The sequence below is a fragment of the uncultured Veillonella sp. genome (assembly GCF_915069625.1).
Classification (GTDB): domain Bacteria; phylum Bacillota; class Negativicutes; order Veillonellales; family Veillonellaceae; genus Veillonella.
Genome location: NZ_CAJZFD010000029.1, coordinates 1 through 15,657, shown reverse-complemented (window position 1 = coordinate 15,657; position 15,657 = coordinate 1). Strand labels below are relative to the sequence as shown.

At 39.2% G+C, this 15,657-nt stretch carries 15 protein-coding genes; 3 read left to right on the top strand and 12 right to left on the bottom strand.

Going from position 1 to position 15,657, the window contains the following annotated elements:
- Nucleotides 1-22 precede the first annotated feature (22 nt).
- The 10 genes from cobK to QZ548_RS02680 all read right to left on the bottom strand — a co-directional run bounded on the left by cobK (nt 23) and on the right by QZ548_RS02680 (nt 9,110).
- Nucleotides 23-811: a precorrin-6A reductase gene (gene cobK / locus QZ548_RS02725; RefSeq protein WP_295868082.1), complete on the bottom strand. Its 789-nt coding sequence runs from the start codon at nt 809-811 to the stop codon at nt 23-25.
- Entirely contained in the window at nt 808-1,497 is a 690-nt protein-coding gene (cobJ, locus tag QZ548_RS02720; RefSeq protein ID WP_295868087.1) for a precorrin-3B C(17)-methyltransferase, read from the bottom strand. The genes cobK and cobJ overlap by 4 nt, the downstream gene beginning before the upstream one ends.
- Nucleotides 1,498-1,526: 29 nt before the next feature.
- Nucleotides 1,527-2,672 carry a cobalt-precorrin 5A hydrolase gene (locus QZ548_RS02715; protein WP_295868085.1) on the bottom strand — a complete coding sequence of 382 codons (1,146 nt, stop codon included), beginning with the start codon at nt 2,670-2,672 and terminating at the stop codon, nt 1,527-1,529.
- A 4-nt stretch (nt 2,673-2,676) separates the two neighbouring features.
- A complete protein-coding gene (gene cobM, locus QZ548_RS02710; RefSeq protein ID WP_004697358.1) occupies nt 2,677-3,438 on the bottom strand; it encodes a precorrin-4 C(11)-methyltransferase in 762 nt (253 codons plus the stop codon).
- 1 nt (nt 3,439) lies between these two features.
- Nucleotides 3,440-4,027, bottom strand: coding sequence for a precorrin-6Y C5,15-methyltransferase (decarboxylating) subunit CbiT (gene cbiT / locus QZ548_RS02705; protein WP_054748358.1), 588 nt, complete (start codon nt 4,025-4,027; stop codon nt 3,440-3,442).
- Entirely contained in the window at nt 4,024-4,650 is a 627-nt protein-coding gene (cbiE, locus tag QZ548_RS02700; RefSeq protein WP_295868079.1) for a precorrin-6y C5,15-methyltransferase (decarboxylating) subunit CbiE, read from the bottom strand. Before cbiE ends, cbiT begins: the two co-directional genes overlap by 4 nt.
- Nucleotides 4,626-5,744 carry a cobalt-precorrin-5B (C(1))-methyltransferase CbiD gene (cbiD, locus tag QZ548_RS02695; RefSeq protein WP_295868075.1) on the bottom strand — a complete coding sequence of 373 codons (1,119 nt, stop codon included), beginning with the start codon at nt 5,742-5,744 and terminating at the stop codon, nt 4,626-4,628. Before cbiD ends, cbiE begins: the two co-directional genes overlap by 25 nt.
- 71 nt (nt 5,745-5,815) lie before the next feature.
- The gene (locus tag QZ548_RS02690) at nt 5,816-6,310 is read right to left on the bottom strand and encodes a YajQ family cyclic di-GMP-binding protein (protein WP_005386185.1); all 495 of its coding nucleotides are present in this window, start codon (nt 6,308-6,310) and stop codon (nt 5,816-5,818) included.
- A gap of 314 nt (nt 6,311-6,624) precedes the next feature.
- Nucleotides 6,625-7,341: a hypothetical protein gene (locus QZ548_RS02685; RefSeq protein WP_105089361.1), complete on the bottom strand. Its 717-nt coding sequence runs from the start codon at nt 7,339-7,341 to the stop codon at nt 6,625-6,627.
- A gap of 164 nt (nt 7,342-7,505) precedes the next feature.
- Entirely contained in the window at nt 7,506-9,110 is a 1,605-nt protein-coding gene (locus tag QZ548_RS02680) for a WG repeat-containing protein (protein ID WP_105089362.1), read from the bottom strand.
- Nucleotides 9,111-9,315: 205 nt separating this feature from the next.
- On the opposite strand from QZ548_RS02680, the gene QZ548_RS02675 reads away from it, so the two are divergent.
- From QZ548_RS02675 to QZ548_RS02665, 3 genes are all read left to right on the top strand, one after another.
- Nucleotides 9,316-10,215 (top strand): RluA family pseudouridine synthase, encoded by a 900-nt coding sequence (locus QZ548_RS02675; protein WP_295868068.1) that lies wholly within the window; start codon nt 9,316-9,318, stop codon nt 10,213-10,215.
- A 251-nt stretch (nt 10,216-10,466) separates the two neighbouring features.
- Nucleotides 10,467-11,396, top strand: coding sequence for a class II fructose-1,6-bisphosphate aldolase (fba, locus tag QZ548_RS02670; RefSeq protein ID WP_155086741.1), 930 nt, complete (start codon nt 10,467-10,469; stop codon nt 11,394-11,396).
- Between the two features lie 3 nt (nt 11,397-11,399).
- Nucleotides 11,400-12,956: a polysaccharide biosynthesis protein gene (locus QZ548_RS02665; protein ID WP_295868065.1), complete on the top strand. Its 1,557-nt coding sequence runs from the start codon at nt 11,400-11,402 to the stop codon at nt 12,954-12,956.
- Between the two features lie 78 nt (nt 12,957-13,034).
- Here QZ548_RS02665 and QZ548_RS02660 read toward each other — a convergent pair whose 3' ends face one another.
- Together QZ548_RS02660 and QZ548_RS02655 are read right to left on the bottom strand one after the other, a co-directional pair.
- Nucleotides 13,035-14,420, bottom strand: coding sequence for a hypothetical protein (locus QZ548_RS02660; protein ID WP_295868062.1), 1,386 nt, complete (start codon nt 14,418-14,420; stop codon nt 13,035-13,037).
- A gap of 122 nt (nt 14,421-14,542) precedes the next feature.
- Nucleotides 14,543-15,580: an AEC family transporter gene (locus QZ548_RS02655; protein WP_295868059.1), complete on the bottom strand. Its 1,038-nt coding sequence runs from the start codon at nt 15,578-15,580 to the stop codon at nt 14,543-14,545.
- Nucleotides 15,581-15,657: the final 77 nt, after the last annotated feature.

Sequence of the window (15,657 nt, the reverse complement as noted above, 5' to 3'; positions counted from 1 at the left end):
ATCTTCAATGGCTTTAGGATTTTTAACGTAATCCATTAGTGTCCTCCCATAATTTAAAAAATTCATCATTAGATGACACCACGTGACTTTCAATTTTAACACGTGGACGATCGATAACAATAACATGGATTCCAAGATCCATAGCGGCTTGTAATTTTGTATCAGCACCACCCACAAGGCCAGAGTTTTTCATAACTACAACGCTAGCCTTTGTATCGTGGAACATGATGCGGTTCATATCGTAAGAGAATGGACCTTGTACAGCGACAATGCGTTTTGGACTTACATTGAGATCTTCCATCATTTGTAACACCTCTGCAGTAGGCAAAATGCGGGTCCATACTTCGCAATCTTGCAAGGCTTCAGATTTAGCAAAGATGTGCATTGTTTTACTACCTGTAGTCAAATACACATGGCTATTATTTTCCTTCGCTAATTTACCTGCTAGATTAGCTGCTTCTACTTCGTCCACTACGATATGCAATTTATCATAATCTGGCAATGGTACCTCTTTACGTTCGAAACGAACAAAAGGAATACCTTCAGCTTTTGCTGCATCTTGAGCCGTAGCCGTAACGATAGCAGCATACGGATGGCTTGCATCGATTAATAGGCGCACATTGTGCTTCTTAATTAAGTCTTGCATAGCCTCTTGGTCAAGACGGCCTGTATGTACGGTAATACCTTTATGAGCAGCAAGCTCTGCACCATATTGACTTACAACCGTAACAAGCACATCTTCGCCAGTTCGTTTTTGGATTTCTACCGCTAAGGTGCGGCCATCCAAAGTGCCGGCAATGACCCAAATCATAATTTGTAGCCTCGAGGTGTAATCATGCGACCATTTTCAACATAGGTTTGGCTGTTACCGATGATAACAAGTGTTTGCATATCTACTTCTTCATTTGTGAAGTTTTCAAGATCAGAGATTACCATATGTTGGCCTGGGCGACCTGCTTTTTGCACGATACCAACAGGTGTTTTAGGGTCACGGTATTTAAGAACGATTTCACGAACTTCATCTAAATGTGTAACACGTTTTTTACTGCGTGGGTTGTACAAGGAGATAACCATATCACCTTGTGCACAAAGGTCCGCACGTTTTTTAATTAAATCCCATGGCGTCATCAAGTCACTCAAGGAAATGACTGCAAAGTCATGCATCAATGGTGCACCCAATACAGATGCTGCTACGTTTACAGCACTAAGACCAGGCACGATATCTACAGAAGGGCGTTTTTCTGCTGGCACTTTATTAGCAAGTTCCAACACAAGACCTGCCATGCCGTATACGCCAGAGTCACCAGAGGATACTACAACTACTTGATGACCTTCTACTGCTAAATCAACTGCTTGTTGGCAACGGTCTACCTCTTGCATCATTGCAGTACCTACAGTCGCTTTACCTTCGATGAGGTCTTTAATCAAGTCGAGGTATGTCAAATAACCTACTACGCGGTCAGCTGCTAAGATAGCTTCGCGCGCTTGAGGCGTCATAAACTCTTCATCGCCAGGGCCAATGCCGATTACTTTGATGTTACCTGTGCAATGGCTACCGTTGTTTTGGGATAAATTGTTTTGTGCTGTATTAGTGTTCGGCTCTTGGCCGCTAGTAATGCCGTTGTCTCGCATACGTTTCCTACTCCTATAGTTCCTTTTACAAAATTAGATTCTTTTAATTCTTCTTGTTCAATGAGTGGTGCCATCTCGTCCTGTGTATAGAACACGATAGGCCACCCCATAATTTGCATGGCCTCTAAGAGACCTACTTCATCTTGTTTAACGATGACCGATGCAGCCGTTACAAGGCTCTTTGGTGAAAGCTTATGGGCTGCCAAAGATTGTTGTATAGCCTCAAGAATCAATTCCTTTGGCGTATCTCGACGACAGCCAATGCCCATCGTATACGTACGAGGGCGCAAAATCAATTGGTGACCATATTCGGCAATTACTTTATCAGTAATTACAACTCGAGATGAACCATCTTCAGCGCTTTCATTTTTACATGGAATAGTCTCAAGTTGATTCAAAGAAACAACATGAACCATACCATGCTCACCAACATGAGCTTTCGCAGCTTGTTCTAATTGCTCTGCATTCAGTAAGCTTGCATCGATATAATAATCAACCTGTTCTCCCCCAACGATGGCAGAGTTTACATTGATTAAAGTTTGAAAATCATCTACCAACAGATGCTCGTGGCGCGCCAACACGTCAGGCGCTGGCAATCCGTTTACATCCGTAGCCGTCGTAATCACAGGGTCCGCATCGATGGCCAGCGAAATGGACTGCGTCCATTCGTTGGCGCCCCCAAGGTGACCAGACAATAAGCTAATCACATGATGTCCTACTTCGTCCATTACGACTACTGCAGGATCTTTGGATTTATGCTCAATATATGGTGCAATCATGCGCACTACGATACCGAGTGCCATAATACAAAGTACTTGGTCGTAATCCTTGAAAATCTGTCCAATATGATTTTTCAGGGAATCAAAATAAATAGCCTCACCACCAGAGGGACGGTTTTCCTTTTCAAAGCAATCCGCATGGGGTGCCACCAAAGACTTGATGCGTTGACCTAGCTTTGCACCTCGTTCAGATACAGAGAGAATAGCCGTTCTATTCTTCTTAGCTCCAGTCGTAGATGCAACAGTTTCTAGTTCTTTCATCATACTAGTCCTTAGCACTGCGGTACATGTGAGCAAAGCCTTTGTCGTAGAGTTTAGATAATTCGTATTCGCTATCTAATACATGGCTTACTACAATCATAGCTTGGCGCAATACGCCTTCTTTCGCTACGATGTCCGCAATGGTTTCCAATGTGCCACGGATAATGCGTTGGTCTGGCCAAGAAGCTTTTACCACGATTGCCACTGGAGTCGTTTTGTCATAACCTCCCTCGATGAGTTCAGCCACTACTTTATCTAACATTTGAACGCTAAGGAAAATACACATTGTTGCTTCATGAGATGCTAACATGCGCAATTTTTCCTTTGGAGGCATCGGTGTACGGCCTTCCATGCGTGTAATGATAACTGTTTGGGACACATTAGGTAGTGTGTATTCTTGTTTTAATGCCGCTGCTGTAGCAAGGAAAGAGCTTACACCTGGCACAACTTCATAAGAAATGCCCATGCCAGCTAGTGCATCCATTTGCTCTTGAATAGCACCGTAAATAGCAGGGTCACCTGTGTGAAGGCGAACTACGCTTTTACCAGCCTCAACAGAAGCTTTCATAACAGCTAACACCTCATCAAGGTTCATAGTAGCACTGTTATGGATTTCACAGCCTGGTTTACAAGCCTCTAAAATAGCAGGGTTTACCAAGGAGCCAGCGTAAATAACAACGTCTGCCTCTTGTACTAAACGATACCCTTTGCGAGTAATTAACTCAGGATCCCCAGGGCCTGCGCCTACGATATGTACGTCAACCATATTACTCTCCTTCTGCGATACGCGTTGCAGATACAATGAAAATTGGACTCAATGGGTCTAACAAATGATACGGACCAGCCTTGCGGTAACGGCTAATGGACATTTGGTAACCTTCATAGGTGAAAGGACGACCTTTCAACTCTTTAAGAATTGTATAACCAGTTTCCATGGTTACAGCTGTTACAACTAGACGTCCGCCAATTTTTAAAAGACGTTGCGCCTCATCCATGATGCCAGTCATACCACCAGCGCTACCGCCGATGATAACCGCATCAAGCTCAGGCAATTCTTCCATGCCTTCAGGAGCTTTGGATTTGATAACCGTCATATTATTTACATTGAACTTTTTCATATTTTCATTGATAAGGTCGATACCTTTATCAAAGCGCTCAATCGCATATACATGCCCTTTAGGCGCTGCCAAGGCTGCTTCAATAGAAATAGAGCCCGTACCAGCACCAACGTCAAGGACGATGCTATCTTCCTCGATGCGTGCCTCGTTCATAACGGCTTTGCGAATCTCGCATTTTGTCATCGGCACGTCGCCGCGGATAAATTCCTCATCAGGAATTCCAAAAAAATGTCTCATCCTAGTACCACCATTACAGAATGACCAAAGCCTTCAAGCTCAGTTAATACCTCTAACGTGGAGTCTACAATTTTTTCATCATCATAGCTCAAACGCTCAAGGGCTGCTGCTCTCGTTTCTTTTGGCCAACCTGCATCTATTAAAATACGCGCAATATGCGCCGGATTATATTCAGGATCCGTTAAGAACCCCATTTTTTTACCTGCTTCATACACGAGTTTTTCAGGCGCTGGTTGGCGACCGTGAAAGCTCATTAAATCCGCATCATGCCATACCTCATTTAGTCGCGCGAAGGCAAAGGTCATAGAACTAATGCCGGGCACAACCTCAATAGGGTTAGCAGTAAATTTCTTTTTTAAATATGGCAACAAGCTATAATAGCCTGTATCACCACTAACCATAACTACAACGTCATGGTCATTGAGTTCATGCTCGATTTGCTCAGCTAACAAGCTAAGCTTACCTGTTACAGGATATGTAATTTGGCCAGGCTCTTGAAAATCCTCTAAGGACCGTTCACTGCCCACCAATACTGTAGCATGTTTAATTAAATTAAGTCCTTTAGGTACCACATAATCAGGATTACCTGGACCAATGCCTACGATATACAAGGTATGTGCCATTGTTCAAGCTCTCCTATCTCTTTAGCATGCTTATCCATTGCCAAAATCTCACCTTTTAAAGTGGTAATAATAATACCCACCTCTGCTTCGTTAGCAATATATCGCTCACTACGTAGAGAGGCACGATCTACAACGCGTTGGTATACACCATTCAGTCCTTCACGCTCTAAAATAGGGAACGTAGACTCTGTGGTTTGGCAATTAAATAACTCTTCACACACCGCTTTGGATGCCCCTTCTAAGGCAGCATAAGCCACGATACTTTCCATGCGACCATCACTCATGCGATTGTGGGTGTGGAAACTACCACTAGCTAGTTTTATTAGCTTACCAATATGACCAATGATCAAGATACGTTTGAAGCCAACTTCAACGGCTTTTTCGAGCATAAAGCCAATAAAGTTACTAGTCTCTGCCATTTGGTTCTTATGAATACCCAGAACTTGCTCCGCAAGATCCTGACCAATACGGCCCGGCACGAGAACAGCGGTTTCACAGCCATTGGCCTTCATAACTTTCAACTGAGGCACCAAAGAGTTTTTGAAACCTTCTTCACTCATGGGCTTAACGATACCAGTGGTTCCAATAATAGAAATACCACCTTCGATACCTAGGGTATGATTTAATGTTTTCTTGGCTAAAACCATACCGTTTGGCACGCTCACCGTTACCGTTACACCTTGACCATGTACACAGTGCTCTTCAAAGACGATTTTCATCATCGCTCGAGGCCCTGGATTGATAGCCGGTTCTCCTGGGGGCATAGCAAGACCCGGTTTCGTTACCGTCCCTACACCAAAACCCGCTCGGAATCGTAGTTCACCAGTATCATCGAGTGTTACCGTTGTTTCCACATCATTGCCATGTGTTACATCCGGATCATCGCCACCGTCCTTCATAACGGTTACCTTAGCCTCAGTATCAGATAGTACTTCTACGGCTTTAATAGGCACCTCAATATACTGACCTTGAGGATTTTCAATGACCACTTGGTCCACAATGCTTTTATCTAAGATGGCCAATAAACCAGCTTTCATACCTGCCGTAGCACATGAACCTGTGGTATAGCCACCCTTCATGTCCTCTACTTTCATAAGGCCTCCTATACCGATAGGGTTAGCGATCCTATGGAATCAAACTAACCCTATCTTATGGACATATGTTATTAAGAACGGAAGTTAACGAATTGCAATTCTACAGGGATATCCAATTGTTTTAACATTTGGATAACTGCTTGCAAATCATCTTTATCCTTACCAGATACACGCACTTGATCCTCTTGGATAGATGCTTGTACCTTAATTTTCATGTTTTTGATTGCTTTTACTACTTCTTTAGCATTTTCTTTAGTAATGCCTTTTTTAATAGTAATTACTTGGCGAACTGTGGCACCAGCTGCTGGTTCAACCTTGCCGTAGTCAAGATTTTTAATTGCTACATTACGTTTAATCATCTTACCTTTTAATACATCGATAATGGCATTCAATTTATATTCATCATCACCGATGATTTTGATAGTGTCGCCTTCAAGACTAATTTCCGCTTTGGAGCCACGGAAATCATAACGAGTACCAATCTCTTTTTTCGCTTGGTTTACCGCATTATCTACTTCCTGCATATCCACTTCGGACACAACGTCAAAGGAACAATCTTTAGCCATTTTATACCTCCTACACCTGAACCCGTTGGGCATGGGGCTCATAGTATTACTTTCATCATCCTCATATTCCAAGTAAAAGTGTAAACGTACACCAAATCGGAATATATCTCTATAATTATACCTTATAACACGCTTATTTTCTAGGTAAATCGATTTTTTTGATTATAACTATTATTAATCATAGAAGGATTATTCAGACTATAAAGAAAAGTAAGTATTAGCTATTTCAAAAAACAAAATATCCGGTACCCAACAGATACAATCTATCGATACCGGATATTTAATCACTATAATATTTTCATATGAATCTTAATCTATCTTGTTGGCAACACAATATTTTGTCCAGATGGTTTACTTGGGTTCATAGCATTTGGAAGATCTTCTACTGTTGTATTTAAATCTGTATCAGCAGCTACCACAGCAACAAACTTTTGGCCTGGTTCATAGTAAATGTTTGTCCCCTTCATAAATAAGCCACCAACTAGGCTAACAGCAGCAGCCACAGCTACAGCACCATTATCAGAATGACCTTTACCTTTTACTTGGGCATCGAGAGGAACTGTAACTCCATTAACAGTTTTAATTTCATTTATGCTAAATTCTAATCTACCTTTGCGGCCAAACATACCGTTTTTTCTAGACTTTGTAATTGTTCCCAGTACTTCTTGATTTGCTGGAATTACTACAACATTATTTATAAGAAGATTTTCTAATGTTTTTAATCTAAAAGTATTCCCCTCTTTACTTCGTTTGGAACTAATTGGAGTAATTAATTCTAATTCAATCTTTGTATCCTTAGGAATATAAGCATGACCATTAATAATAGAACTTGTGCGTACAGTTGAAGATGAATCTTCATTTTTTAACAGTTGAATACGATTAACACCTGATGGCATCTCTGTTTTTACAACAGAGCTCTCCCCTGCGGCTTGTCCTGTAGTATTTTCCCCATGCGCAACTGTCGGCATTAAGCAACCCAAACCAATACAACCAACAACCAACAATTTTAAAAGTGCTTTAGAAGATTTCATATGTACCCCCAAAAACAAATAAAAACATATAACTATACATTATAGGCTCAGTATACCATATCATGAATTTTTAATGAACCAATTATTTTAGTTATAATTTTTGTTATGAGTTTGTAGCAAATAGCGCAATAGATTATACATAGAAAATTTTGACCAAATACGATTTATAGTACATTAACCGCATCATACATTGGTTGAACAACCCATTCACCGTTGGAGTTCATTACACCCCATTTTCCATTCGACTTCACTGCGCCATAACCATGTCTAAACGGTACAGTTTTACTAATCAACTTATTCTTATCATGGAATAAAACTTTACCACTCTCATCAATTAATTGATAATCGTTAGACCCTTTATGAACCCAAGTATAGGCCCCACCAAATGCGTCTATTGTCATATCCTTAGTTGTTGTAAATACAGTATTACCGGATTGCATATCAATTAAGTATTTACTTTCACCTTTTGTAGCTACCATCCGAGTAGCACTTACAAAATTAATTGAATCATATACAAATGGATTAACTTGTTTTCCTGTTTCTAAATTAAAAATACCAGCTTTTCCATTATCTTTATTGATGAGTACTAACAAAGCATTAATGGTATCCATTTCCCCTGCATCATAATTACCAGGTTGAATAATATACTCACCATTACGATTCATAAATCCTAATTTACCTTGATTTTTAACAAGTGTACCATAAGCTGTCATTGGCCATACGGCATCATTCTTGCTGTCAATGATGATATTGCCACTGCGGTCCAAATAACCACGTTTTACACCATCATAAACTGGGTTCCAAGCATCACCATAATAAATCCCACCTTGACTGCTTAAACCTATGCCTACGGCCATGCTTAAAAATCCACCTAAATTAAACTTACTAATATGACGTCGATATTCGGCCAATCCATTCTTAAATTCATCAATATCGTCTGTAGGAGCTTCAAAAATTGGATTGCCGCTACCATCAATAGCTATAGTTTTACCTTTAGCGCTTTTTACAAAGGCACGATCTTCACTAAATTTTGTATACACTTCCTTAAATTGTGGCTCAATCACCGTTTTATTAGAAGCATCTACAAATCCCCATTTATTTTTTACAGAAACGGCTGTATAAGAATCACTTGGATAGGAAATAGAGTTTATTTTAACATCGCCATTGGATAAATTTTTTACCATTTCGCGACGTGCCAAAATATCTTTATCATGCTCACCATAGGTGTCAACACCACTAGAAATCACAGAACCATCAATGTTAATATGTTCTAATGTTTTTTTAGTATATGCATAATATGTACCATCAGCAGATAATGATGGATCGATATCTAAATATTGTGGTTCAAGCAAAACTTTACCGTCTGTACCGACTACGCCCCATTTCCCTTTTTGTTTTACTGTAGCTAATTGGCCCAACTTAATAAAGTTATCATTGTCTATTACAGCTTGAATTGATTTAAGAGCTGCTGGAGGCTGATGTTGAGCAGAAAGGATAGGTACAGCAACATAGTCACCTACACGTCCAGTACCAACAGATACGGATATACCACTAGATTTAGCTGTAGATTTTTCCATATTTGAACCTGAGGTAGAGGATGTTGCTATTGTATGTTGCTCACGGCTTACACGTGTACTAGTAGATGTTTTTGTATCTTGATTTGTCACAGTTTTACTACTAGTGGATGTTGTTGTAGTTGCTGCGAAAGCACTTGTAGACATAGCCGCCAACACACAAGCGACTAATAAGGATTTCTTATTCAGTTTCATAAACCTCTCCTTTTACAAAGCAAACCATATACTCATCAATATATGGCGTTAAGAATTTGAACTGCCAAAGCATTCAAATAAATAAAATGCCAATACATAAAAAATATATAAAAAACATTAATAAAAATTATACTATATGGTCTCTATAAAGACAATAAATTATGAAAAATTCTTCATCCATTATTTATTTGATATAATACTATGTATGAAAACAGCAACTATTATCGACTTGATTGTGGATTCAAACGTACATACCCAATCTATGAATCATATTATAAAACAACAACATATTTCTCAGCGTATGCGGCGGCGATTACGAAATGACGGTATTATAACAGTCAATGACGAACCAGCCTCTTGGAATACCCTTGTCCACGGTGGAGACCATCTCATTATGAAGTTAACCCCTGAACAAGAGTTTAGTTTAAGCCCTATGGACCTCGATATCGTATACGAAGATGAATATATTTTAGTCATCAATAAAGAGGCAGGTATTCTGATGCATCCCACCTCAACGGTACGAGATCATACCTTAGCAAACGGCGTTCTACATTACTACCAACAGACAAATCAACATTATGATTTTCATCCTGTTCATCGATTAGATAAAGACACCTCTGGAATTGTTATCATTGCTAAAACCTCTGTAGTACAACATGCTTTCGATAAAAAGCATACTCATTTCCACAAAAACTACGACGCTATTGTAGAAGGTCAATTACCCACTAATCACATAAGCGTACAGTGGCCTATAGGACGTAAGCCAGGTAGTATTATCGAGCGTTGCTGCACGAATGAAGGTAAACCTGCTCATACAGATATAACTGTCATTGAGAGCAATACCATTGTAAAGAATAAGATTGAGCAGTATTTTACCCATGTGCAATGTTTATTACATACAGGTCGAACACATCAAATTCGGGTTCACCTATCTCAACTAGGATATCCACTTGCTGGCGATGACCTGTATGGTGGGCATTTAGACTATATTCAACGTCAAGCACTCCATGCATCGCGCGTTAGCTTTTACCATCCCATTACGGATGAATGGCTAGAATTACAGGCATCTATACCATCGGATATGGAGTCATTACTCACCAATTGAGCTAATGTATTTCTGGTAAATTAATACCGATACATAAAAATTAGCCCACATGGGCCATAAAATTAGACGAAATTTATGCATAAGTTATACAAAAAATATTGGCCCTTTATAGTGTTTCTTGATATACTTAACTTGAATTGATATATGATTGCAATACACTAGTATTTCATTTAGCTCATATGCGCTAGAAAGACTAGCAGTCACAGTATTAATAACATGATATGACAGGCCCTATGGCCAAGGAGGACAACATGCCATTAGTTACTACTACAGAAATGTTCAAAAAAGCCTATGAAGGTGGCTATGCTGTTGGCGCTTTCAATGTAAACAACATGGAAATCGTACAAGGTATCGTAGATGCAGCCAAAGAGGAACAATCCCCTCTTATCTTGCAAGTATCTGCAGGTGCTCGTAAATATGCTAAACATATTTACCTTGTAAAACTCGTAGAAGCAGCTCTTGAAGACAGCAATTTACCAATCGCTCTTCACCTTGATCACGGCGATTCCTTCGAAATCTGTAAAGACTGCGTAGATGGTGGTTTTACATCCGTTATGATCGACGCATCTCACCATGATTTCGATGAAAACGTAAAAATCACTAAACAAGTTGTTGAATATGCTCACGCTCATGGCGTTGTAGTAGAAGCAGAACTAGGCCGTTTGGCTGGCGTTGAAGATGATGTAAACGTATCTGATGCAGATGCTCGCTTCACAGATCCAGAACAAGCTGCTGAATTCGTACATCTTACAGGCGTAGACTCCTTAGCAATTGCTATTGGTACTAGCCACGGTGCTTACAAATTCAAAGGCGACCCTTACCTTGACTTTGATCGTTTGAAAAAAGTTGGCGAATTATTGCCTAACTTCCCAATCGTATTGCATGGTGCATCCTCCGTATTGCCTGAATTCGTAGCTAAATGTAACGAATTCGGTGGCAACATTCCTGGTGCACAAGGCGTACCTGAAGAAATGCTTCGCCAAGCAGCACAAATGGCAGTTTGCAAAATCAACATTGATACAGATCTTCGCCTTGCAATGACTGCATCTGTACGTGAATACTTGGCTCAAAATCCATCCGAATTTGACCCTCGTAAATACTTAGGACCTGCTCGTGATGCTATTAAAGGCATGGTAGCTCACAAAATTAAAAATGTTTTAGGTTCTTCCAACAAACTATAATCAATGGCTAGTGGATTTTTAAAAGGAACCTTAATTTTAACCATTGCTGGTTTCGTAGTGAAAGCCATCGGTAGTATTAACTGGATTCTTCTATCCCGCATCTTGGGTGGTGAAGGCATCGGTATCTACCAGATGGCCTTTCCTATCTATTTGTTACTATTACAAATTTCGAGCGCAGGTGTGCCGATTGCCATCTCTATTTTGACGGCAGAACGATTAGCCTTACACGACTTTGGTGGTGCTAAGAGAGTATTCAATATATCTTTTACAATGTTAACCATTACGGGCTTTATCGCCAGTCTTGCCATGTACTTTGGTGCAGATTGGCTAATCTCTAGTGGACTCATTGCTGAAAGCCGTGCCTACTACTCTATCATCGCGCTCGCTCCAGCAGTATTCTTTGTAACGTGGATTTCCTGCTTCCGCGGGTATATCCAAGGCTATGAAATGATGACTCCAACGGCGGTCAGCCAAATCGTAGAACAACTGTTACGTGTTATCGTCATGCTTGGTGCCGCAGCTATCTTGTTACCTTATGGTCTACCGGCTGCTGCAGGTGGTGCTAGCTTAGGTGCTGGTATCGGTGCCTTTGGTGCCTTTCTAGTGCTCTTGTACTACTACTATAAATTGCCTAAGGCAAGTAGTACTGGTGAAAGCTACGATGGTCCTCGTGAATCAGCTAAAGAAATTTTGTCACGACTCTTAACATTGTCTATTCCAATTTCCTTAGCAAGTATCATGTTGCCATTGACAGCTAACCTCGATTTACTCATCGTACCACGTCGACTCTTAGATGCTGGTTTCCCGATGAATGAAGTAACAGAACTATTCGGTTATCTTACAGGTATGGCAGTGCCGCTCATCAACTTGGCTACCATCATTACAGCGGCCCTAGCAACAAGCATTGTACCAGCTATCTCTCATGCCTTTGCAAAACGCGATCATCAAGGTATTTATGAACGTACCTCTGGCTCCATGAGATTGACATTTATGGCTACTGTACCATTTACAGTGCTATTGTATGTACTTGCTGCTCCAACAGTTACCTTGATTTATAATGCACCTAAGGCAGAATTAGCCACACAAATCACTGCTTTCTCTATCTTCTTCCTCGGTGTACACCAAGTAACAACAGGTATCTTACAAGGTCTTAACAAACCGCGTATTCCTGTAATTAATATGGGTATTGCGTTAGTAATCAAAGTCATCCTGAACTGGACATTAACGGCCATCCCATGGCTCGGTATCGGCGGTGCCGCTTGGGCAACCGTTGCTGATATTGGCTTTGCAGCGTTACTCAACTTGATTTACATCAAAAAATACACAGGCTACTTCCTCGATATTTCCTTACTATGGAAAAATGTGGTCAGTGCCGGTGTCATGGGTATACTCATCTTTATGAGTTACCACTACTTAACAGATATCTTACCAATGTGGGTTAACTTCATACTCACAGGTATCGAAGGCTTACTGCTCTACGTTATTATCATGGTTCTTTTAAAAGGACTTAATAAAAATGATGGCGCAAGCATGCCACTCATAGGTAGATTCTTTAGATAAGCATAAAAAAAGAGGTTTAACACTCAAGTGTTAAACCTCTTTTTTATGCCACTCACTTTACGCTATCTTTTTATAGTATTACGTCTTATCATTATGTACTTTTTTATCTTTCACAATATCCCTAATAGTAGGATTTGTTTGTATCATATCTAACATTACAGGTGAAATACCGATTCCCACAAAAGCCTTATTATTCCAAGCTTTACTACGTTTAGCATCTACATATTGAATTACGTCTCTCAATTTATAGTTACTTACGTGAACATCATCAGGTTTGTATAAATAATACGTATAAACATACTGATTATCATACAAAACCATACCAAATAGTGTTGCATTTTCCTTGTTAGCTTCAAAGTATAAAGCTGGAACACCATTGTTCCAAACTGTGGCATATTGTAATCGCTTATGACCTTTCAAAGCATATTTTTTAACAACAGTTCTTAAGTAACTATATAAAATATTTTGTTTTTCAACACTAGCACCTTCTATAAATGGTTGCTTACCAAATACAACTTTAATACGTCCAGACATATAAACATCATATTCAGCTGGGCCTATAACCTCATGTTTCTTGAATTTACTATTTTTTAATACCCTAAATGTATAAGGTCCCAAATGAACAGGATCAGTATATGCTAACACATCACTAGCAGGCTTAATAGAAGGTAAAACAAAATTAGCCAAAGGTCCCATTGTATCTGAGATGGAACGTTGAGTATCATCTTTAATATAATTTTTTATAATATCTTTATTAAGAGATTGACCAATATGATAAGAAATAGTAGGTGTTTTAGGTAATGTAAAGTTGATTGTCCCCACAACCAAATGACCATCAAAGCCTATTACATCCCATGTTGCTTTTTCAAGTCCAGGATACGTAAATACATCGCCATCTACAAATCGAACTGAGTCTTTTCGCTTTTCTAATCTCTCATTCAAAGTATTCTGTAAAAGAGATTTATTTAAATCAGTATACTCTATATTTGTATCTTCCCATTTAGAACCTTTAGGCTGTTGTCTTGTTTCATATCTAAAATCAGATACGGCGTTAATAGTTCCTCCCACACTCTTAATAGAAGACTTAGACATATGTTTAGGATCAATAGACCAACCTACTATACTTTCTTTCGAGCCTGTAAATTTAATATCAGCCCCATTCTCTGTAATAATATATACACTCCTAGAATGATGTATTGCTCTAGTCAATTCTTGTACTACATAAATATCATCATCTAATTTTTCATTATCATAATTTGGCTCATGTTGTGCCCATTTTCTAACCTCAGACTCTTGGTAGTCATCAACCTTCTTAGCGAATTCTCCTTGAATACGATATTCTTGATACGCTTCTTTCCCAATATCTGGGCGAGCCCCAGGAATATTAACATCAATGGCCTGAGATACGCCTATAGTCCCTATAAACCCAATACAACTCAGCAATAACAAACGTCTTAGCATCATATCTCTCTCCTTAAACACATACATTTGTTTATAATTTTAACACTTAGTTTATATTTTATCAATTTCACTCGTATAGAAAATATAGGAAAAAAAGGTCTGACTATATTGTCAGACCTTTTAGTTTATGCTGTTATACCTATCATAGTTAGGATTTCCATAATAATTGGTATAGCTACCACAAATAATATAGTACTAATCATGACAAGTCCTGTAGCAAATGGCAAGTCAGATTTCGATTCATTGGCTACGATTGGTAATACTGCAATAACGGGACCCGCCGATTGTACAACAAAGGTAATGATTGCTATTGGTTCTAGGACGATACCTGCTCCATATTGCAAGCCCATAATAACACAGAACATGATAATCGGTGAAATTACAAAACGACCGATAATACCACCAATGGAATCTTTATTAAGACTCATACTTTTTAGTCCCGCATCATGAAGTACGATACCAATATAAATCAAGGATAATGGGGTTACCATATCACCTAAGTAATTCAATGTAGTATGTAAAATTGGTGCTAAAGGAATTTCAAAGAATAAGAATATTAATGCTACAAAGAACCCTAACAATGGTGGAGGTAATAGCTTCTTCAAATCAAATTTAAACTTCTTATGCTTTGTTTCTGTATCTACTGTGCTATTACTTATACCATCAGTTTTACTATTATCAAAACCTAATTCGGCATTAGGTAATGGATCTAATTCTATAAGGAATACCCCTACCATCCATACGGAAATAGTGTTACCGATATAATATAACAAGAAATATGGTAGCGCATCTTGACCAAAGAGGGCGATTTGCACTGGCAATCCAATAAATAAGCAGTTATCATTAACTACCATATTTATGAAAATACCACGCCTACCTCGAGGTACTTTCAGTGCTTTCATCATGATAAAAGCAACGATATACGCAATTACATAGGTTAATGTAACGGCTAGCATTCCATATCGAAGGTCCCATAAATCCGATGTATGTAGATGATGCAATACAGATACGAATACACCGGCTGGTAACGCAACAGACATGATAAATCTAGATAGATTACCACTAAATATGGGATGAAACATCCCTCGCCCTTTTAATATATATCCTAGCGAGATCAACAATACAATAGGTATGATGCTCTGTAAGGATGTAAGAAAAACCATAGTAAACCTCCCGTACAGTTTATTCGTAATCTATCATACCATGTTTTTAACAAAACATATATGAATATAATTTTCCT

Bases quoted from the DNA above. Each gene is read 5' to 3' on its own strand.
- cobK (WP_295868082.1), bottom strand. From the start codon at position 811: ATGATTTGGGTCATTGCCGGCACTTTGGATGGCCGCACCTTAGCGGTA.
- cobJ (WP_295868087.1), bottom strand. From the start codon at position 1,497: ATGACGCCTCAAGCGCGCGAAGCTATCTTAGCAGCTGACCGCGTAGTA.
- QZ548_RS02715 (WP_295868085.1), bottom strand. From the start codon at position 2,672: ATGAAAGAACTAGAAACTGTTGCATCTACGACTGGAGCTAAGAAGAAT.
- cobM (WP_004697358.1), bottom strand. From the start codon at position 3,438: ATGGTTGACGTACATATCGTAGGCGCAGGCCCTGGGGATCCTGAGTTA.
- cbiT (WP_054748358.1), bottom strand. From the start codon at position 4,027: ATGAGACATTTTTTTGGAATTCCTGATGAGGAATTTATCCGCGGCGAC.
- cbiE (WP_295868079.1), bottom strand. From the start codon at position 4,650: ATGGCACATACCTTGTATATCGTAGGCATTGGTCCAGGTAATCCTGAT.
- cbiD (WP_295868075.1), bottom strand. From the start codon at position 5,744: ATGAAAGTAGAGGACATGAAGGGTGGCTATACCACAGGTTCATGTGCT.
- QZ548_RS02690 (WP_005386185.1), bottom strand. From the start codon at position 6,310: ATGGCTAAAGATTGTTCCTTTGACGTTGTGTCCGAAGTGGATATGCAG.
- QZ548_RS02685 (WP_105089361.1), bottom strand. From the start codon at position 7,341: ATGAAATCTTCTAAAGCACTTTTAAAATTGTTGGTTGTTGGTTGTATT.
- QZ548_RS02680 (WP_105089362.1), bottom strand. From the start codon at position 9,110: ATGAAACTGAATAAGAAATCCTTATTAGTCGCTTGTGTGTTGGCGGCT.
- QZ548_RS02675 (WP_295868068.1), top strand. From the start codon at position 9,316: ATGAAAACAGCAACTATTATCGACTTGATTGTGGATTCAAACGTACAT.
- fba (WP_155086741.1), top strand. From the start codon at position 10,467: ATGCCATTAGTTACTACTACAGAAATGTTCAAAAAAGCCTATGAAGGT.
- QZ548_RS02665 (WP_295868065.1), top strand. From the start codon at position 11,400: ATGGCTAGTGGATTTTTAAAAGGAACCTTAATTTTAACCATTGCTGGT.
- QZ548_RS02660 (WP_295868062.1), bottom strand. From the start codon at position 14,420: ATGATGCTAAGACGTTTGTTATTGCTGAGTTGTATTGGGTTTATAGGG.
- QZ548_RS02655 (WP_295868059.1), bottom strand. From the start codon at position 15,580: ATGGTTTTTCTTACATCCTTACAGAGCATCATACCTATTGTATTGTTG.